Origin of the sequence: Roseovarius faecimaris (genome assembly GCF_009762325.1) — a bacterium.
Taxonomy (GTDB): Bacteria; Pseudomonadota; Alphaproteobacteria; order Rhodobacterales; family Rhodobacteraceae; genus Roseovarius; species Roseovarius faecimaris.
Map to the genome: position 1 here is coordinate 2,046,845 of NZ_CP034348.1, position 18,036 is coordinate 2,064,880.

Below are 18,036 nucleotides of genomic sequence, written 5' to 3' on the forward strand. Positions count from 1 at the left end.
TCATCCTGAGAGATATCTTTGGAACCGCCACCATGTTCAGCATTCCCGGCAAACAGGCCGTCACGATCACACCCCGCGCCGCCGCGCAGATCGCCAAACTCATGGCCGAAGGCGAAAGCCAGGGCCTGCGTATCGGCGTCAAGAAAGGCGGCTGCGCCGGTATGGAATACACGATGGACTATGTGGCCGAGATCGACCCGCTCGACGAGGTGGTCGAACAGGACGGCGCGCGTGTGATGATCGCCCCGATGGCACAGATGTTCCTCTTCGGCACCGAAATCGACTATGAGGTGAGCCTGCTCGAGTCGGGGTTCCGCTTCAAGAATCCCAACGTGACCGAAGCCTGCGGCTGCGGCGAATCGATCAAGTTCGCCGATATGTAGCGCCCCCCGCCCCTTGACGCCCCTGCCCGCGTACCACAAGAAAGGCGCGCGCCCCAAGAGCAACAAGGAGAGCCGCAGATGCGACGCAAACTGGCCGCCGGCAATTGGAAGATGAACGGCACATCTGCCGCCCTGGCCGAGGCCGAGGCCATCGCACAGACCCATGCCGCCTCGCCTGTCGAGCTGCTCCTCTGCCTGCCCGCCACGTTGCTCAGCCGCGCCCATGACCGGCTCGCCGCCTCCAGTCTGTCCCTTGGCGGACAGGACTGCCATGCCGAGACAAGCGGCGCGCATACCGGCGACATCTCCGCGCCGATGCTGGCGGATGCGGGCGCGCGCGCGGTGATCCTCGGGCATTCCGAACGCCGCGAAGCACATGAAGAAAGCTCTGAAATGGTCCGCGCCAAGGCCCGTGCCGCGCATGAGGCAGGGCTGATGGCGGTGATCTGCATGGGCGAAAGCCTGGCTCAGCGAGAGGCCGCCAACACACTCGACATCATCGCCGGACAGCTCTCCAGTTCCGTCCCCGACACCGCCACCGGCGAAAACACCGTCATCGCCTATGAGCCGATCTGGGCCATCGGCACCGGGCTGACCGCCACCACCGATCAGATCGGCGAGGTGCATGACTTCATCCGCGCCCGGCTCGAACGCCGCTTCGGTGCCGGGGTCGGCCGCTCCACCCGCCTGCTCTATGGCGGCTCGGTCAAACCCGACAATGCCGCCCAGATCTTCGCCACCCCCAATGTCGATGGCGCACTCGTGGGCGGGGCCAGCCTGACGCAGGCTGATTTCTCTCCCATCGTCACCGCGCTTGAAGCCGCCCCCGAGAACTGATCTCCAGACGCTTTCATTGTTCCTCAAATACTAAGTTTCCAGGCCTTCCCATACAGCCCAAGCTCAGAGGGTGCGCGTCACCTCTGCACTGCCAGACTAAAAAGCGCGCGGAAGCGCTCCTTTGGATCCCGTCTGCTCACAGAGGCAGCGCCGTGGTCGACTTGATCTCCTCCATCGACAAAAGCGCTGTCACGTTATGCACCTTCACCTCTGAAATCAGCGCCTGGTAAAACGTGTCATAAGCCCGCGCATTGGCCACGCGCACCTTCAGGATATAATCGATATCGCCCGCCAGCCGGTGCGCCTCCTGCACCTCGGGCCGGTCGCGCAGCGCCTTCAGGAAGGCCGCCTGCCAGCCCGCATCATGCTCCGACGTGCGGATCAGCACAAAGAAACAGGCCTCGAACCCCAGCGCCTCGGCGTCCAGCAGATAGGTCTGGCTCTTGATCACCCCGGCCTCGCGCATCTTGCGAATCCGGTTCCACACCGGCGTCTTGGAACTGCCGACGATCTTGGCAATGTCATCGAGTGATTGCCCCCCGTCCTGTTGCAGCTGCACAAGGATTTTCCGGTCTAACTCATCCAGACGGACTGACATTCTTCAAATTCCCTCTTCATGGAACGCCCCGCAGGCTTTGCCGCCAAACCGGAACATATTTCCTTATTTGCCGGGGTTACTGGCAAATATCCAGAACTTTTTTCTATATTACAGGAAAGTCAACGCGCCACCGGAGCCGCAACCATGAAACCGCTTTCCCGCATTCTGTCTCTTCTGACCCGCGCGAATGCCGCAACTGCAAAGCCTGCCGCCCTGCCGCGTCCGGGCCATGTTGCCTTTGTCGGCGCAGGTCCCGGCGATGCGGGGCTTTTGACCGTGAAGGCGCTGAACGCCCTGCAAAGCGCGGATGTGGTCATCCATGATCGGCTGGTTTCGGCCGAGATCCTGGCCCTTGCCGGGCGCGGCACGGCCCTCATCGATGTGGGCAAGCAAGGCTTCGGCACATCCACCGCCCAGTCCGAGATCAACGCGCTTATCGTGCATCACGCCGCGCGCGGATCACAGGTCGTGCGGCTCAAGGGGGGCGATCCGTCTGTCTTTGGACGCCTGGATGAAGAAATCGACGCCTGCGACGCCGCCGGGATCGGCTGGCATGTGGTGCCCGGCATCACCGCCGCCTCGGCCTCGGCCGCCGCCATCGGCCAGAGCCTGACCAAACGCGGCCGCAACTCTTCGCTGCGCCTGCTGACGGGTCATGACATGCAAGGTTTCGCCGATCACGACTGGCGCGCGCTGGCGCGTCCCGGCGAGGTGGCCGCGATCTATATGGGCAAGGCCTCGGCGCGGTTCGTGCAGGGCCGCCTGATCATGCATGGGGCCGACCGGGCAACGCCGGTGACGCTGGTCGAAAACGCAAGCCGCCCCGATCAGCGCATCCTCGCCACCACGCTGGAGCGCCTGCCCGCGGATCTGGCCGCATGGCAGGCCAGCGGCCCCGCGCTCACCCTTTTCGGCCTTGCCCCGCGTGATGCCGCAACCGCCCTCACTGAAATTGAGCAGAAACAGGAGCTTGCCTGACATGCCCCGCGAATTCACTCCCAAAGTTGTCACCGGAAACGCCCTGATCGAAGGCGATGTGATCTATCAGACTGCCGATGACGGCTGGACCCGCAATCTGTCGGAGGCCGAACTTTTGACGGACGAGGCCGAGGCCAGGCTGCGCCTGCTCATGGCCGAAGGCCAGCCCGATCAGGTGGTCGGGCCCTATCTGGCGGATGCCAGACCCGGTGCCAGCGGCCCCGAGCCCACCCATTTCCGCGAGGCGTTCCGCCGCACCGGACCCTCCAACTATTTCCACGGCAAACAGGCGGAGCTGGGCTGATGTACGACTATACAGACTTTGACGCGGCATTCGTCGCGACACGCAACCGCCAGTTCCGCCAGCAGGTGGAGCGCCGCATCGCGGGCGCGCTGACCGAGGATGAGTTCAAGCCGCTGCGCCTGATGAACGGGCTCTATTTGCAACTGCATGCCTATATGCTGCGCGTGGCCATTCCCTATGGCACGTTGGGTAGCCGCCAGATGCGCAAACTGGCCGAGATCGCGGACCGCTGGGACAAGGGCTATGGCCATTTCACCACGCGCCAGAACATCCAGTATAACTGGCCCAAGCTTTCGGACGTGCCCGACATGCTCGACGCGCTGGCCGAGGTGAACATGCACGCCATCCAGACCTCGGGCAATACGATCCGCAACGTGACGGCAGACCATTTCGCCGGGGCCGCCGCCGATGAGGTGGCCGATCCGCGCCCGGTGGCCGAGCTGATCCGGCAATGGTCGACCGATCACCCCGAGTTCCAGTTCCTGCCGCGCAAGTTCAAGATCGCCGTGTCGGGGGCCACTCAGGACCGCGCCGTCACCCGCGCGCATGATATCGGATTGCAGATCGTCGAACGGGACAGAGAGATCGGCTATGCCGTGATCGTCGGCGGCGGGCTGGGCCGGACCCCGATGATTGGCAAGGTTATCAATGACTTCGTAAGCCAAGCTGATCTTCTGCCTTATCTTGAGGCGGTGGTGTCGGTCTGGAACCTGCTGGGCCGGCGCGACAACAAATACAAATCGCGCATCAAGATCACCGTGCACGAGCATGGCATCGACGACATTCGCGCCCGCGTCGGCGAACGCTTCAAGGTGATCCGGCCGACCTTCTCCGGCATCGACCTTGCCCTGTTTGACGAGATCAAGGCCGCCTTCGCCCCGCCCGCCTTCCGCGAGGGCAGCACGGCGATTTACGAAACCGCGTATAAGACCGACCCGATCTTCCGCGCCTGGGCCGACACCAACCTCGCCCCGCACCGCGCACCGGGCTATGCCATCGTGCAAATCAGCCTCAAGGCGCATGGGGCCACGCCAGGCGATGCCACCGCCGGGCAGATGCGCGTGATGGCCGATCTGGCGGAACGCTTCGGCCATGACGAGCTGCGCATCTCGCACGAGCAGAACGTGATCCTGCCGCATGTGCACAAATCCGACCTGCCGGAACTGCACGCCGAACTGAAAAAACACGGGCTGGCCACGGCCAATATCGGGCTGATCTCGGATATCATCGCCTGCCCTGGCATGGATTACTGCGCGCTGGCCACGGCCCGGTCCATCCCCGTGGCGCAGCAGATCGCGACACGCTTCGACGAGCTGAAGCTGGAGCATGAGATCGGTGATCTGAAAATCAAGATCTCGGGCTGCATCAATGCCTGCGGGCATCACCATGTCGGCCATATCGGCATTCTGGGTCTCGACCGCGCGGGCGTGGAAAACTACCAGATCACGCTGGGCGGCGACCATACCCAGGATGCTGCCATCGGTGAACGCACCGGGCCGGGTTTTGCCTATGACGAGATCATCCCGGCGATCGAGCGGATCGTCTATGCCTATCTCGACCTGCGCGAGAGCCCCGAGGAAAGCTTTCTCGCCACTTACAGGCGCATCGGCATGGCCCCGTTCAAGGCAGCACTTTATGAGAAGGCCGAAGCCTATGCCGCTGAATGACCTTGCCCCACGGGTGGCGGGCCTGAACGAATGGTACAGGCTCCATTCCGCCACCGCCGTGCTGACCCATGCGCTGACCGCGCCCGAGGCGGGCAAACTGGCGCTGGTGTCCAGCTTCGGCGCGGAATCGGTGGTGCTCTTGCATCTGGTCTCGGTGATAGCGCCCGCAACGCCGGTGATCTTTATCGACACGGAACTCCTGTTTACCGAAACGCTGGTCTACCAGCAGGAGCTGGCCGAGCGGCTGGGGCTGCGCGATCTGCGGATCATCCGGGCCAGTGCCGCGGAAATTGACCAGGCGGATCCGACCGGCACGCTGCACCGGCACGATCCCGACGCCTGCTGCGCCCTGCGCAAGAGCGCGCCACTGGCCCGCGCGCTTGACGGGTTCGACGGCTGGATCACCGGGCGCAAACGCTATCAGGGCGGCGCGCGAGAAAGCCTTGAGTTCTTCGAGACCGAAGACGGGACAGGCCGGATGAAGGTCAATCCGCTCGCGCATTGGTCGCGCGAGGATGTGCAGACCTACATGACCGAAAACCGCCTGCCCCGGCACCCTCTGGTGGCGCAGGGCTATCCGTCGATCGGCTGCATGCCCTGCACCAGCCCCGTGGCAACAGGCGAAGACCCCAGATCAGGCCGCTGGCGCGGCCAGCAGAAAACCGAATGCGGCATCCATTTCGTCAATGGCACCGCCCAACGCATAGGAGAGAACGCATGAGCGTGATTGTGACCGATACCGGCTTTGCCAAGGATGACTGGGACGCGCCGATTGTGGCGCTCGAGGATGCCTATGAGGGGGTCGCGATCGACCTGCCCTCCTCTGCCGATCCGCTGGAGCTGGCAGGCCGCCTGCCCGATGTGCCGATGATCCGCGTGGATTTCCCCAGCTTCTCCGACGGGCGTGGTTTTACCATTGCGCGGCAGCTCAGGCTGATGGGCTTCACCGGGCGGCTCAGGGCGCGAGGGCATGTCCTTGCGGATCAGTTCGCCATGGCGCGGCGCGCGGGCTTCGACGAGGTGGAGATCAGCGACGAAATGGCCGAGCGCCAGCCGCAGACGCACTGGCTTTTCCGGGCGGATTGGAAGGCGCATGACTACCAGGCCCGCTTGCGCGGCTAAGACCTTTCCCCGAACGCGAAACGCGGCTGGGGCAAAAATGCGCCAGCCGCAATTCATTTGCACGCAAATGAACTTCCGCCTCTTCACCTGATCCAGATCAACGACTAAGAAAGGAATGCCGGGCAAACGCACCGGTAACGGAAACCATGAACGAGATCTCTCCTGTGACCGAAGCCAAACCTGTCAAGGTGCCCACCCTGCCCGATGCACAGACCGTAACGGAGGTGAAACACTGGACCGACCGGCTGTTTTCCTTCCGGGTGACGCGGCCCGCGAGCCTGCGGTTCCGCTCGGGCGAGTTTGTGATGATCGGCCTGATGCAGACCGACGAGAAGACCGGCCGCGAAAAACCGCTTCTGCGGGCCTATTCCATCGCCTCGCCAAGCTGGGACGAGGAGCTGGAGTTCTATTCGATCAAGGTGCAGGACGGCCCGCTGACCTCGCGGCTGCAACATATCGCACCGGGCGATCAGATCATCCTGCGGCCCAAACCCGTGGGCACTCTGGTGCATGACGCGCTGCTGCCGGGCAAGCGGATCTGGTTCTTTGCCACCGGCACCGGCTTTGCGCCTTTTGCCTCACTGCTGCGTGAGCCGCAGACCTACGAGGATTATGACGAGGTGATCATCACCCATACCTGCCGCGAAGTGGGCGAGCTGGCCTATGGCGCTGAAATCATCGAGAGCCTGAAACATGATGAGCTGTTGAACGAGGTCATTGGCGAAGGGTTCTGGAAAAAGGTCAAATACTACCCGACCACCACCCGCGAAGAGAGCCCCAAGATGGGCCGGATCACCGACCTGATGCGCTCGGGCGAGGCCTTCGCGGATCTGGGCACCACGCCGCTCTGCCCCGAGAACGACCGCGCGATGATCTGCGGCAACCTGGCCTTCAATCTTGAGCTCAAGGAGATGCTCGAGGAATACGGGCTGGAAGAAGGGGCCAATTCCGACCCCAAGCAATATGTGGTGGAAAAGGCGTTTCTGGACTGATCTGCCGGGAGCGGTGCGTGCAAGCACACACCCTACATCTTGTTCCGTAGGGTGCGTGATTTCACGCACCTTGCTGTCCCATAGAAAAACCCGCGCCAGTGACAGCGCGGGTTTCGTTTTGTCAGGATCAGAGCGGCTTACTTCGCCAGCGCCTTCTTGACCGCATCCAGGGCGGCTTGCAGCAATTCGGGATTGTCCTGAGCTTTCTTCACCCCTTGCGTCAGCATGGCTTTCTTCGCCGGGCTCAGGTCCGATCCGGCGATCAGTTCACTCACCGTATCCATGTTGAACTCTTCCGCGCTCAGCGCCTTGGCCAGGGTGTCGGCCATGCTGCTGGCCTCTTCCTCTACCGCTTCGGTCGCCTCTGCGGCGGTTTCCGTTGCGGCATCAGCCGCCTCCGCTGTCGTATCCGCCGCCTCGGTCGCGGTTTCAGTGGCCGCGTCCGTCGCCTCCGCAGCCGCTTCGGTCGCGCTGTCCATCGCCGCGTTGGTCGCGTCCGCTGCGGCATCCGCCGCACCTTCCACCGCCTCGACCGCCGCGTTGGCCGCATCCGCTGCTGTGTCTGCCGCACCTTCGGCCGCTTCGGTCGCCGTTTCGACCGCCGCATTGGCCGCGTCTGCGGCCCCTTCTGCAGCTTCCGTCGCCGTCTCGACAGCGGCGTTGGCCGCGTCAGCCGCAGCGTCGGCAGCCCCCTCGGCGGCTTCGGTGGCGGTCTCCACCGCCGCTACGGCAGCATCGGCCGCCGCATCCGCCGCACCTTCGGCAGCTTCAGTCACCGTGTTCGCCGCATCCGCCGCGGCATCCGCCGCACCTTCGGCAGCTTCGGTCGCAGCCTCAACCGCGGTCGCTGCTGCGTCGCCGACCGCGTCGGTCGCCTGAGAAGCAGTATCCGTCGCCGCAGTTGCGGCATCAGCAGCCGCATCAGCCGCCTCCGACGCCGTCTCGGTCACGGCTTCAGTCGCCGCACCAGCCGCCTCGGTGGCGGTCTCGGTGCTGCTATCAATGACGCCTTTGGCTTCCTCGGTCATCTCTTCTACCGACTTGCCGGTGAACAGCATGTAACCGCCCAGAAGAACGACGACAGCCAGTACGATCCACAGAAGATTCCTCATATTCTTTCCCCTCAGAACTCAGGCCATTCGCAGGAGTGCAGGCCTGTCTTACCTGACAACCAGATGGCGAGGATGACAGGAAGGCACAAGGGGGAAACTCACTGATTTCGGCGCAGATTAGCCGATATTCCTGCTTGTATCGGCCCAACGCGAGGTTTACCTTGGCGCCACCTGAACTGTGAACAACCGAAGGATCAAAACCATAGCCCGCAGACCTCACAACGCGCCGCCCACGCGCGACACCGGCCCACGTATCAACGAACGTATCACATCTGACGAAATTCGCCTGATTGGGGCTGATGGTGAAAATGTTGGCGTCGTAACGCCCTCCCGCGCACTCGATCTTGCCGAGGAAGCGGGGCTGGATCTGGTGGAAATCTCACCCAATGCCAACCCACCGGTCTGCAAGATCATGGATTTTGGCAAATACAAATACGAACAGCAAAAACGCGAATCCGAGGCCCGCAAGAAACAGAAGGTCATCGAGGTGAAGGAGGTGAAGTTTCGCCCCAACACCGACACCCATGACTATGATGTGAAAATGCGCAACGTCACCAAGTTTCTGCAAAACGGCGACAAGGTGAAGGTCACGCTGCGGTTTCGCGGCCGCGAGATGGCCCACCAGGAGCTGGGGCGCGATCTGCTGAACCGGGTGGCCGAGGACACCAAGGACATCGGCAAGATCGAAAACATGCCCAAGATGGAAGGCCGTCAGATGATCATGATCATCGGCCCGGTGGCGAGCAAGTAGGCCAAAACACCCGCAAGAGGGTCTGCGCAGGCGACCCCCTGAAACGCGCTGTCCCGGCGCCAATGGCACGCCGGGACAAAAGGCGATCAACCCCTGCGTGTTTTATCTGCGCCACACTTCAGACATATTCGAATCGCGCCCGGACAGGCGGTGTGACGGCCCTACCTATCGGTTTGTAAACAATCCCGACCCAGCAGAGGGATCGTTGATCATTTTCGCGCAGTCATTTACCAGGCGCACATTTTCACCGCCTGGCACACTTTCACGCAACTCTTTGTAATATAATGATTTATACACATTTCAACCGGCCAAATCCTCGGAGATTCGGCGTTTGCTGGCATGAAAAAGGTTAAAATCTGGTAAATTTGTGACCTCAAGGCGTCGGAGGTCAGGACGGTGTTGGTTTCAACTACAGCTATATCAACTTTTGCGATTGTCGCGCATCCTGACGACGACCTGCTTTTCATGAACCCGGACATCCTGCACAGCATTCAGTCAGGCGACGGGCATGTCTCGGTCTATCTGACCGCCGGAGATGCCGGACAAGACGAAGAGTATTGGGAAGGCCGCGAGGACGGCATCAAGGCGGCTTACGGCGAAATGGCCGGTGCGAATGACTGGGTGGACACCGAAGTGACCCTGTCCAACGGTGAGGACGAGGTCACCATTGCCTCCTCATATCTCGAAAGTCAGCCCGAAGTGCGCCTCTATTTCCTGCGCCTGCCCGACGGCTACACCGCCACCGAATCCGGTTACACGGAGAACATGAACGGGCTGGAGCAGCTTTGGGATGGTGACATTCAGACCGTCACCTCGATTGACGGGGCAAACAGCTATTCCGGTGGTGAGCTTGTCGGGACGCTGCACGCCCTGCTGGAATTCCACGAACCCGAAACCGTCATGATCCAGGACCACCAGACCGAATTCTCGGATCACAGTCACGCCGATCATGTGCACGGCTCGATGTTTGCCCAGACCGCTTATGAGTTCTATGCAGACGATCACCAGCATGATCTTGTCGGCTATGTCGATTACGCGTCGTCCGAGCTCGATCCGAACGTGTCCGGGCAAGATCACGCGCAGATGCTCGACACCTTCCTGGCCTATGCAGGGCATGACGAGAACGTGCGCACCGGCAGCACCGAAGATGGCACGCCGATCCTCAACACCTCCTACCTGCAATGGCTGGAACGTCAGTATTACACCGAGGAATTTGCATCGACGCATGATCACGAAGACCCGGCGTTCGAGTTGGAAACATCGGACTTCACGGTCCAGTCCTGCGGCTGTGAAGACGGCTCTTGCGACGCGTGCCAGGGGATCGTGGAAAATCCCGATCTGAGCATTCACGTCACACCAGACAGCCCCTCTCCCGATGCCGCAATTGCCTCCGACACGGCGGGCGGGGGCCCTGACGCGGCGCCGGGCCCGTCCGGCGGTGCACCCGCCGGGCCATCGACGCTCAATCAGTTTCTCGCTCAAATCGGATGGACCGGCGGGCGCTTTGATACGAACGGGCCGGAACATTCCGGTGCGGCTGACCCTTCGAATAACGTGTTCACCGGGCATGATCCGATGAACCGCTGGCTCGTACAAGATGGTGCTGCACGGCCGGGCACAGCCGCCCTTGGGGCGTCTCAGGAACAGCCAGCCGGAGGGATCGCGGATCTCGGCGCGCTCGAGCTGATGTCTGCCCTCTTCACACCGATGCCCAACGAGCATGAGTATGTTCAGGACATGCAGCTCGATCCCGAGGATCAGCAGTTCCTGCCAGAGCTATGACCGATGGGCCTTTCGGAGGGGCCGGGATCGCTTCGGCCCGCCCGTGAGGGCCAGCCGCCGCCTTTTGAGCAGCGCGGCCCCGGCACCGGTGCCGCCCCCCTCTGCCGATCACTCCCAAGGTCCCCGGGGCGTACGGGGCTTTTCAGATTGTCCGGATTGGGGCATGTTTTGAAAGATAATCTATCGAACCCGCATCTTTTCCGCAGAAAGGTTTTCAGATGAAGTGCTCAGCTCTTGTTACCATCACGTCCCTCTTGGCAATGTGCACCCTGCCCGCCCAGGCGCAGGATTTGAACGGGGCGAACCTGACACTTTCAGGCACCATCACTCAGAGCGGTTTTGGCCAAAACTACTTTTCTGCGCAGAACAATACTTTCGATGGGCGCGCCTGCATAGGTCCCGCCTGTGATGGCACGGAACCGTTCGAACAGGGCCCGTTGAGGTTGAAATGGTCCGAACCCGACATCTTGTTTCAAGACAGCTCAGTCTCTGGCGCTTTTTCAAGCAATGACTGGCGGTTGGTCGTCAATGATGTCAGCCAAACTTTCTTTGCCGTTGAGGACATTGACGGCGGCACAATCCCGTTGAAGATCGCCGGTGGCGTGCCAACCAACAGCCTGTATCTTTCAAGTTCAGGAAATATCGGATTTGGCACGTCTCTTCCCCAGGAAGCGCTTCACGTGACCGGAGGCACCCCCAATCTCAGGTTCGAGGATGTTATAGGCACGACCTACCAATGGGATGTGGGCGGCAATCACATCGGTTTCTTTGTTGAGGATGTCACTGCCAGCCGGTTACCCTTCATTATTGCGCCAGGCGCACCCACAAACAGTATCTATATTGCAGGTTCAGGCGGGATCGGTATGGGCACGGACCTGCCGTCCACCGGCCTGCACGTCCAAAAATCCGATGGCACCGGCGCGATCCTGATCGAGGAAACCTCTGCCGGCACACTTGGCCAGATGACCCTTCGCAACAACGGCATCACCTTTTTCACGCTGGAGGACACGTCCATCGCTGACGTGGACAATTCGGGCCGCAAGTGGAACTTCCAGAACCAGGCAGGCACCTTCCGCGTCACCACCGCCCCCGGGGGCCCCGGCGAGATCGAGATGATCCTGACGCCCGCGGGTGACATGACCATCGAAGGTGCTTTGACCCAGAACTCGGACAAGAACAAGAAAATGGCGATCGAGCCGGTGGACCCCGGTGAGATCCTTCAGAAAGTGGCCGAATTGCCCGTCTCAAGCTGGATGTACAAGGACAACGAGGCCCTCGGCATCCGCCACATGGGGCCCATGGCACAGGATTTCCACGCGGCCTTCGGCCTTGGCGCTAGCGAGACGGGGATTTCCTCGCTCGACACCTCGGGCGTCGCACTGGCGGCCATTCAGGCGCTGGCCAGTGAAAACGCGGCGCTGCGGACCGAGTCTGCCAAGCTCAAGGCACAAACCAAAGCAGAAACGGACGCTTTGAGGGCACAATTGACCGCGCTCACTGCTCGGCTTTCCGCGATGGAAATGCAGATCACAGACTGATCCAGTTGAACACCTGACGTGTGTAAGCGCCCGCTTTCGACGCGGCTGTGATTGAATTTATTGAAAAAATCTGCCAAACCTTTGGCCTTAGAGCGGGGAAACTGTGCACATGTTTTCCCGGCTTTGCTTCTCGTCTTTGTTTTGGGGAGGATACGATATGAGACTCAATACTCTGCTAACCGGCATTCTGGCTTTTGCGGTCGCGACGCCTGCCGCGGCACAGGTCGTCAATCTCACCCCCAACAACAGTGACGCTGGAGTAGCCCCCTGAAAGTGGTCCACCAACTGGGATAGATTATCCCGCAAATTGGAGGATCAGCGATGGCTGGAAAACGAGAGAAGCCCGAAGAGATTGTTTCGAAGCTTCGACAGGTTGAAGTTCTGCAGGGGCAAGGCGCGACGATTGTCGAGGCAGTGCGCCAAATCGGCGTGACGCAACAGACGTTCTATCGATGGCGAAAGCTCTATGGCGGGATGCAGCGGTCTCAGCTTGCCCGTCTGAAAGAGCTGGAGAAAGAGAACCAAAGGCTGCGTCGAGCGGTGTCCGATTTGACCTTGGATAAGCTCATCCTGACGGAAGCCGCAAAGGGAAACTTCTGAGCCCTTCGCGTCGCCGGAAATGCGTCGACCATGTGCGGCAGGAGCTTGGCGTGTCTGAACGCCGCGCCTGCCGCGCACTTGGGCAGCATCGATCGACGCAGCGCAAGGTCCCCCAAGGCCGTGCTGATGAAGCGCGATTGACCGACGACATCATTGAGCTGGCCGACCAGTACGGGCGCTATGGGTATCGCATGGTCACTGGTTTGCTGAACAACGCTGGGTGGTGTGTGAATCATAAGCGGGTTGAACGGATATGGCGGCGTGAAGGGCTGAAGGTTCCACAGAAACAGAAGAAGAAAGGGCGGCTTTGGCTGAACGACGGATCATGCGTGCGTCTCAGGCCCGAACGACCGAACCACGTTTGGTCCTATGACTTCGTGCAGGATCGAACCGCTGATGGGCGCGTCTATCGAACGCTCAACATCATCGACGAATACACCAGGGAGGCGCTGATGATCCGCGTCGATCGCAAACTCAACTCAACCGATGTGCTGGATGCACTGACCGACCTGTTCATCCTGCGTGGCCCGCCGGAGTGGATAAGATCCGACAACGGACCAGAATTTATCGCTCAGAAGGTGCGAGACTGGATCGCCGCCGTCGGAGCAAAAACGGCCTACATCGAACCAGGGTCGCCTTGGGAGAATGGATATTGCGAAAGCTTCAACGCCCGTTTCCGCGACGAGCTACTCAACGGCGAAATCTTCTATACCTTACGCGAGGCTCAAATCCTGATCGAGCAATGGCGCGTCCACTACAACACGGTCAGACCCCACAGCGCATTGGGTTACCGCCCACCCGCGCCCAAAAGCATCGTTCCAATGGACCAGAGGCCCACGATGCACTAACAATTAAACCGGACCACCCGAAGGGGGCACGCCACCTCTGATCATCGAAAACGGGGCGATGACCAATGCGCTCCGGATCGCGAATGACGGGAATGTCGGACTTGGCGCCGGAGTACCAAGCGTGGGCCTGCATGTGCAGCGGGGCGATGGGAACGGCGCGATCCTGATCGAGGAGACCTCTGCGGGCACCCTCGGACAGATGACCCTTCGCAATAACGGCATCACCTTCTTCACACTCGAAGACACGTCCATCGCGGCTGGCGACAACACCGGCCGGGCCTGGAACTTCCAGAACCAGGCGGGGACTTTCCGAGTGACGACCGCGCCGGGCGGACCGGGCGAGATCGAGATGATCCTGACGCCCGCGGGCGACATGACGATCAAGGGGTCACTCACCACCGGCGGCGGCACCTGTGGCGGGGGCTGTGACGCTGTCTTCTCGGACGACTACGATCTGCCCACGATTGCCGAGCATCAGGCGCAGATGTGGGCGGCGGGACACCTGCCTAATGTCGGCCCGACGGTGGAGAACGAACCGATCAACGTCTCCGACAAGCTGGGGCGCATGCTCAACGAGCTGGAGCACGCGCATATCTATATCGGGCAGCTGCATGACCGGCTTTCGGAAAGCGAGACGGAAAAAGCCGATCTCCGGGCGATCATCGCCGATCAGAACGCACGATTGGCACGGCTCGAAGCTGCGGTCACCGCTCTGAGCGCGGAGTAACTCCGAGGGCGCCATCGCCGACTGGCATTCCTGCGCCCAGCTCCCTTGCCTCTGGGCGCTACCCGCGCGGGTCCACGGTATCGGCCAGCGCCTCGGCGCGGGCGGCGATCTCGGCCAAGGCGTCGGTCACGTCGGCGGGCACCACGGGCACTTCGACCCTCTCTGGCTCGGGCTGGGGCGCGTTGCGCAACTGCGCCAGTTCGGCCTCTTTCTCGGCCATCTTGTCCTCCAGCTCGCGCAGCCTGTCCTGCACGCCCGCCGTCTTGTCCGCCAGCATCAGCCCCGCCATCAGCAGCATCCGCTGCTCGGGGATACGTCCGATCTGGCTGGTGAGCACCTGTGCTTCTTCGTTCAGCATGGCGGCGGCGGATTTCAGGTAATGCTCTTCCCCCTCCTGGCAGGCCACGTCGAAGCTGCGGCCTCCGATATCGATCTGTACTTCGGGCATTATGCGTCCTCCGATGATGCGGCGGCGGCCTTGGCGATGCGGCCCAGCTCGGCCATGACCGCCTCGGTCTCGGCGCGGTCGGCGGCGCGGGCGGCGCGCAGCCCTTCAAGCTCGCTCAGCATGGCCTTGTTGATCAGGTGCGGCTCGGCCACGCCTGCCTCGATGGCCTCGCGCAGCGCCTTGTTGTTGTCGCGCAGCTGGGCATTGGCCCGGCGCAGCGATTGCAGATCGCCGTCAAGCTTGGCCAGCCCGTCGCGATGCTCCTGCACCGCTGCCTCCGCCGCGGCTTCGGCCGCATCGAGCTTTTCCTTCATCCGCTTGAGCCGCTCTTCGAGCTGGGCATTGGCGGTCTGCTCATCTTCCAGCTGCTGTCTGAGCGCGTCCATCTCATCGGCATCGGCCCCGTCTGCGGACATCCCCTCAAGCCCCTGGCTGATCCGGTCCAGCGCCGCCGTGATCCGCCCTTGCAACTCTTCGATCTGGCTCACCTACTCACCCCTCTTGTCTTGTCGTACCAGTCACATTTTCCCCGATACGGGCGCAAGGGACGAATCGCCCGCAGGCCCGATTTATCCACAAGTCTACATAAGCCGCAGGGAAAATGCGCCCCCTTAACGGGGCCTTCCGGGGCTGGATGCTTGATCTTTGATCTTGGCCTGATATGCACCGGTTTGACTGATGCTGCATGATAAGGAACACGACCCCGTGGATATTGCTGCCCTGCGTTCTGCCAACCCCGATCACTGGATGCGCTCAACCGCCATTCGCGCGCTGACCCTGGACGCGGTGCATGCCGCCAATTCCGGCCATTCCGGAATGCCCATGGGCATGGCCGATGTGGCCACCGTGCTGTTCGACAAGCACATGAAGTTTGACGCCAAGGCCCCTGATTGGCCTGATCGCGATCGCTTCATCCTGTCGGCCGGCCACGGCTCCATGCTGCTTTATTCGCTGCTCTACCTCACCGGCTACGAGGACATGACGCTGGAGCAGGTCAAGAACTTCCGCCAATGGGGGGCGATCACCGCAGGCCACCCGGAATATGGCCACGCCAAGGGGATCGAAACCACCACCGGCCCGCTGGGTCAGGGCATCTCCAACGCCGTGGGCTTTGCCATGGCCGAGGAAATCCTGCGCGCGCGCTACGGGCGCAAGCTGGTGGATCATTACACCTATTGCATCGCGGGCGACGGCTGTCTGATGGAAGGCGTCAGCCAGGAGGCGATCGGCATCGCCGGCCGGCACCGCCTGGGCAAGCTGATCGTGTTTTGGGACAACAACAACATCACCATCGACGGCACGGTCGAGCTGTCGGACAGCACCAACCAGGTGGCGCGTTTCAAGGCGGCAGGCTGGCATGTGATCGAAATTGACGGTCACGACCCCGAGGCCATCGACGCGGCCATCACCAAGGCCAAGGCCACCAAGAAGCCCTCGATGATCGCCTGCAAGACCCATATCGCCCTGGGCCATGCCGCACAGGACACCTCCAAGGGCCACGGCGCCCTCACGGACGAGGCGCAGATGGCCACCGCCAAAGCGGCCTATGGCTGGACGACCGGACCTTTCGAGGTCCCGGGAGAGATCAAATCCTGGTGGGAAGGTGTGGGCACCCGTGGTGCCTCCGAGCGCGCAGCCTGGGAGGCGCGGCTGTCCGAGGCCTCGGCTCAGCGCCAGGCCGAGTTTGCCCGGATCTTCGCGCGGGACGTCCCCAAGAAGCTCTCGGCGCGGATCAAGGCGCTGAAAAAGCAGATCAGCGAGGAAGCTCCCAAGGTGGCCACCCGCAAGAGCTCGGAAATGGTGCTGGAGGTGATCAACCCGATCATGTCCGAAACCGTGGGCGGCTCGGCCGATCTGACCGGTTCCAACAATACCAAATCGGGCGATATGACCGCCTTTGACGTGGATAACCGCAAGGGCCGTTATGTCTATTGGGGCATTCGCGAGCATGGCATGGCCGCGGCGATGAACGGCATGGCCCTGCATGGCGGCATCCGCCCCTATGGCGGCACCTTCATGTGCTTCACCGATTATGCGCGCCCGGCGATGCGTCTGGCGGCCCTGATGAAAATCCCGACCGTCTTTGTCATGACCCATGACAGCATCGGTCTGGGCGAGGATGGCCCGACCCACCAGCCGGTCGAGCATCTGGCAATCTCGCGGGCGACGCCCAACACCTATGTGTTCCGGCCCTGCGATACGGTGGAGACGGCAGAAGCGTGGGAACTGGCGCTGACCTCGAAGGAAACCCCGTCGGTCCTGTCGCTCACGCGGCAAGGCGTGCCGACGCTGCGCACCGAGCACAAGATGAAGAACCTGACCGCCCAAGGCGCTTACGTGCTGGCCGAAGCGGAAGGCAAGCGGCAGGCGATCCTGCTGGCCACCGGCTCGGAGGTTTCGGTTGCGATGGCCGCGCGCGATATCCTTCAGGCCAAGGGGATCGGCACGCGTGTCGTCTCCATGCCCTGCTGGGAGCTGTTCGAACAGCAGGACGAGGCCTATCGCAAACGCGTCCTGCCCGGCGGATCGGCTGTGCGTGTGGGCGTCGAGGCGGCTGTCCGGCAAGGCTGGGACCGCTGGCTTTGCGGCGAACGCGGGCGCGAGGCGCGTGCAGGTTTCGTCGGTATGGACAGCTTCGGCGCGTCGGCCCCTGCCGGCACTCTTTATGAGAAGTTCGGCATCACCGCCGAAGCCGTGGCCGAAAAGGTTCAGTCGCTGCTCTGAAGGCGGCACCGCAAACATCACACGTAGGGTGCGTGATTTCACGCACCTTGCGGCACCACAGGGGGGACCGATGATCCGACAGCTCACCGCGCTCGCGATCCTGGCCGCCCTTGGTGCCTGCGGTGATGTGGAGGTATCGTCCGCTCCCATCGAAGGCCCGCGCACTAAAGACGCCGACGCGTTCGCCATCGCCTATCTCGACCTCATGCAGGCGCGCTCTTTCAGGCGCGGCGTTGAATATTGCGGCCTGTTCGGGCGCGACGCCGAGGGTTATGTCATCGCCACAGCTCCGCTTGTGGGGCGACTTTCCAGTTGCCACACCCCGGATTTTCCCGACGGTTTCAACGCCTTCGCCACCTACCACTCGCACAGCACCTACGACATCGAGGCCGATAGCGAAGTGCCCTCGTCCAACGATGTGATCGCCGATCAGATCGACGGGGTCATTGGCTATATCAGCACGCCGGGGGGACGCGTCTGGCGCAATGAGGACGGTGTCGCCACCCTGGTCTGCGGGCCTGGCTGCATCACGGCGGATCCGAATTTCGTGCCCGAGACCTTCGGGCCCATCCGCACCCGCTACACCATCATCGACCTGCGCGAGCGTGAAGCGTCCTGAGTGCGG

General features: G+C 62.0%; 18 protein-coding genes and 1 pseudogene. 15 read left to right on the forward strand and 4 right to left on the reverse strand.

What is annotated here, in order from left to right; all coding sequences use genetic code 11:
• The first annotated feature begins 32 nt into the window (after positions 1-32).
• Entirely contained in the window at positions 33-383 is a 351-nt protein-coding gene (locus EI983_RS10530; RefSeq protein ID WP_157707357.1) for a HesB/IscA family protein, read from the forward strand.
• Between the two features lie 78 nt (positions 384-461).
• Positions 462-1,220 (forward strand): triose-phosphate isomerase, encoded by a 759-nt coding sequence (gene tpiA, locus EI983_RS10535; RefSeq protein ID WP_157707358.1) that lies wholly within the window; start codon positions 462-464, stop codon positions 1,218-1,220.
• Positions 1,221-1,356: 136 nt separating this feature from the next.
• Here tpiA and EI983_RS10540 read toward each other — a convergent pair whose 3' ends face one another.
• Positions 1,357-1,818, reverse strand: a complete 462-nt coding sequence (locus EI983_RS10540; protein WP_157707359.1) for an Lrp/AsnC family transcriptional regulator — start codon at positions 1,816-1,818, stop codon at positions 1,357-1,359.
• A gap of 210 nt (positions 1,819-2,028) precedes the next feature.
• Between EI983_RS10540 and cobA the strand changes: the two are divergent.
• The 6 genes and pseudogenes from cobA to EI983_RS10570 form a co-directional block, all read left to right on the forward strand.
• A pseudogene (gene cobA / locus EI983_RS10545) lies at positions 2,029-2,796 on the forward strand (uroporphyrinogen-III C-methyltransferase); the annotation flags it as partial.
• Between the two features lies 1 nt (position 2,797).
• Positions 2,798-3,100 carry a DUF2849 domain-containing protein gene (locus EI983_RS10550; protein WP_157707361.1) on the forward strand — a complete coding sequence of 101 codons (303 nt, stop codon included), beginning with the start codon at positions 2,798-2,800 and terminating at the stop codon, positions 3,098-3,100.
• Entirely contained in the window at positions 3,100-4,767 is a 1,668-nt protein-coding gene (locus EI983_RS10555; protein ID WP_157707362.1) for a nitrite/sulfite reductase, read from the forward strand. The genes EI983_RS10550 and EI983_RS10555 overlap by 1 nt, the downstream gene beginning before the upstream one ends.
• Positions 4,754-5,488: a phosphoadenylyl-sulfate reductase gene (locus EI983_RS10560; RefSeq protein ID WP_157707363.1), complete on the forward strand. Its 735-nt coding sequence runs from the start codon at positions 4,754-4,756 to the stop codon at positions 5,486-5,488. The genes EI983_RS10555 and EI983_RS10560 overlap by 14 nt, the downstream gene beginning before the upstream one ends.
• A complete protein-coding gene (locus EI983_RS10565; protein WP_157707364.1) occupies positions 5,485-5,889 on the forward strand; it encodes a DUF934 domain-containing protein in 405 nt (134 codons plus the stop codon). Before EI983_RS10560 ends, EI983_RS10565 begins: the two co-directional genes overlap by 4 nt.
• 146 nt (positions 5,890-6,035) lie before the next feature.
• Complete coding sequence (locus EI983_RS10570) at positions 6,036-6,881, forward strand: ferredoxin--NADP reductase (RefSeq protein WP_157707365.1); 846 nt, start codon at positions 6,036-6,038, stop codon at positions 6,879-6,881.
• Positions 6,882-7,018: 137 nt separating this feature from the next.
• Here EI983_RS10570 and EI983_RS10575 read toward each other — a convergent pair whose 3' ends face one another.
• Positions 7,019-7,993, reverse strand: coding sequence for a translation initiation factor 3 (locus tag EI983_RS10575; RefSeq protein WP_157707366.1), 975 nt, complete (start codon positions 7,991-7,993; stop codon positions 7,019-7,021).
• 178 nt (positions 7,994-8,171) lie between these two features.
• Here EI983_RS10575 and infC point away from each other — a divergent pair, with 178 nt between their 5' ends.
• From infC to EI983_RS10600, 5 genes are all read left to right on the forward strand, one after another.
• Positions 8,172-8,744 carry a translation initiation factor IF-3 gene (gene infC, locus EI983_RS10580; protein ID WP_246162118.1) on the forward strand — a complete coding sequence of 191 codons (573 nt, stop codon included), beginning with the start codon at positions 8,172-8,174 and terminating at the stop codon, positions 8,742-8,744.
• Between the two features lie 465 nt (positions 8,745-9,209).
• Positions 9,210-10,526, forward strand: coding sequence for a PIG-L family deacetylase (locus EI983_RS10585; RefSeq protein ID WP_157707367.1), 1,317 nt, complete (start codon positions 9,210-9,212; stop codon positions 10,524-10,526).
• A gap of 680 nt (positions 10,527-11,206) precedes the next feature.
• On the forward strand, positions 11,207-12,064 hold the full coding sequence (locus EI983_RS10590) for a tail fiber domain-containing protein (RefSeq protein ID WP_157707368.1): 858 nt from the start codon (positions 11,207-11,209) through the stop codon (positions 12,062-12,064).
• A gap of 321 nt (positions 12,065-12,385) precedes the next feature.
• A protein-coding gene (locus EI983_RS10595; RefSeq protein WP_157705192.1) for an IS3 family transposase occupies positions 12,386-13,512 on the forward strand; the annotation gives its coding sequence in 2 pieces (ribosomal slippage) (positions 12,386-12,650 and positions 12,650-13,512; 1,128 coding nt in all).
• Between the two features lie 58 nt (positions 13,513-13,570).
• Positions 13,571-14,239, forward strand: coding sequence for a hypothetical protein (locus EI983_RS10600; RefSeq protein WP_157707369.1), 669 nt, complete (start codon positions 13,571-13,573; stop codon positions 14,237-14,239).
• A 58-nt stretch (positions 14,240-14,297) separates the two neighbouring features.
• On the opposite strand, the gene EI983_RS10605 is transcribed toward EI983_RS10600, so the two are convergent.
• Positions 14,298-14,687 carry a cell division protein ZapA gene (locus EI983_RS10605; RefSeq protein ID WP_157707370.1) on the reverse strand — a complete coding sequence of 130 codons (390 nt, stop codon included), beginning with the start codon at positions 14,685-14,687 and terminating at the stop codon, positions 14,298-14,300.
• A complete protein-coding gene (locus EI983_RS10610) occupies positions 14,687-15,175 on the reverse strand; it encodes a hypothetical protein (protein WP_157707371.1) in 489 nt (162 codons plus the stop codon). The genes EI983_RS10605 and EI983_RS10610 overlap by 1 nt, the downstream gene beginning before the upstream one ends.
• A gap of 217 nt (positions 15,176-15,392) precedes the next feature.
• Between EI983_RS10610 and tkt the strand changes: the two genes are divergently transcribed.
• Complete coding sequence (gene tkt / locus EI983_RS10615; protein WP_157709058.1) at positions 15,393-17,411, forward strand: transketolase; 2,019 nt, start codon at positions 15,393-15,395, stop codon at positions 17,409-17,411.
• A 70-nt stretch (positions 17,412-17,481) separates the two neighbouring features.
• Positions 17,482-18,030, forward strand: a complete 549-nt coding sequence (locus EI983_RS10620) for a DUF4329 domain-containing protein (protein ID WP_157707372.1) — start codon at positions 17,482-17,484, stop codon at positions 18,028-18,030.
• Positions 18,031-18,036: the final 6 nt, after the last annotated feature.

Excerpts from the sequence above, each read along its gene's own strand:
- EI983_RS10530 (WP_157707357.1), top strand. The coding sequence starts at position 33 with ATGTTCAGCATTCCCGGCAAACAGGCCGTCACGATCACACCCCGCGCC.
- tpiA (WP_157707358.1), top strand. The coding sequence starts at position 462 with ATGCGACGCAAACTGGCCGCCGGCAATTGGAAGATGAACGGCACATCT.
- EI983_RS10540 (WP_157707359.1), bottom strand. The coding sequence starts at position 1,818 with ATGTCAGTCCGTCTGGATGAGTTAGACCGGAAAATCCTTGTGCAGCTG.
- EI983_RS10550 (WP_157707361.1), top strand. The coding sequence starts at position 2,798 with ATGCCCCGCGAATTCACTCCCAAAGTTGTCACCGGAAACGCCCTGATC.
- EI983_RS10555 (WP_157707362.1), top strand. The coding sequence starts at position 3,100 with ATGTACGACTATACAGACTTTGACGCGGCATTCGTCGCGACACGCAAC.
- EI983_RS10560 (WP_157707363.1), top strand. The coding sequence starts at position 4,754 with ATGCCGCTGAATGACCTTGCCCCACGGGTGGCGGGCCTGAACGAATGG.
- EI983_RS10565 (WP_157707364.1), top strand. The coding sequence starts at position 5,485 with ATGAGCGTGATTGTGACCGATACCGGCTTTGCCAAGGATGACTGGGAC.
- EI983_RS10570 (WP_157707365.1), top strand. The coding sequence starts at position 6,036 with ATGAACGAGATCTCTCCTGTGACCGAAGCCAAACCTGTCAAGGTGCCC.
- EI983_RS10575 (WP_157707366.1), bottom strand. The coding sequence starts at position 7,993 with ATGAGGAATCTTCTGTGGATCGTACTGGCTGTCGTCGTTCTTCTGGGC.
- EI983_RS10585 (WP_157707367.1), top strand. The coding sequence starts at position 9,210 with ATGAACCCGGACATCCTGCACAGCATTCAGTCAGGCGACGGGCATGTC.
- EI983_RS10600 (WP_157707369.1), top strand. The coding sequence starts at position 13,571 with ATGACCAATGCGCTCCGGATCGCGAATGACGGGAATGTCGGACTTGGC.
- EI983_RS10605 (WP_157707370.1), bottom strand. The coding sequence starts at position 14,687 with ATGCCCGAAGTACAGATCGATATCGGAGGCCGCAGCTTCGACGTGGCC.
- EI983_RS10620 (WP_157707372.1), top strand. The coding sequence starts at position 17,482 with ATGATCCGACAGCTCACCGCGCTCGCGATCCTGGCCGCCCTTGGTGCC.